Origin of the sequence: Ruegeria spongiae (assembly GCF_023502395.1) — a bacterium.
Taxonomy (GTDB): Bacteria; Pseudomonadota; Alphaproteobacteria; order Rhodobacterales; family Rhodobacteraceae; genus Ruegeria_C; species Ruegeria_C spongiae.
Genome location: NZ_JAMFMB010000098.1, coordinates 1 through 547, shown reverse-complemented (window position 1 = coordinate 547; position 547 = coordinate 1). Strand labels below are relative to the sequence as shown.

1 pseudogene is annotated in these 547 nt (G+C 58.7%); it reads left to right on the top strand.

Features of this window, described 5'->3' with window-relative positions:
* Positions 1-547: pseudogene (locus tag M3P21_RS22420) on the top strand (transposase); the annotation flags it as partial.

Genomic DNA, 547 nt, shown 5'->3' with positions numbered 1-547 from the left:
GAAGAGAAGATCAGGATCGTGCTGGATGGCCTTAAGGGCGAGGACAGCATTGCGGAGCTGTGCCGTCGCGAAGGTATTGCTCAGAGTCTGTATTACAGCTGGTCCAAGGAGTTCCTTGAAGCTGGTAAGAAACGCTTGGCTGGCGATACCGCGCGTGCGGCGACGTCGACCGAAGTCAAAGACCTGCGGCGGGAATCCCGTGATTTGAAAGAGGTCGTCGCTGAACAGGCCCTTGAGCTGCGGCTGCTCAAAAAAAGCATGATCGCGGATGGGGGCGACGACGAATGAGGTATCCGGCATCCGAGAAACTCGAAATCATTCGGCTGGTGGAGGGGTCGCATCTCCCAACGAGGCGAACCCTGGACAAACTCGGCATCCCCGGAACGACCTTTTACCGCTGGTATGGTCGGTATCTGGCTGGCGGCCCTGAGGCGCTGGAGGATCGCAGCCCCAAGCCGTCACGGGTCTGGAACCGCATTCCCGAGCCCACTCGAGAGAAGATTAAGGACCTGGCTTTGAAGGAAAGCGACCTGTCACCCCGCGAGTT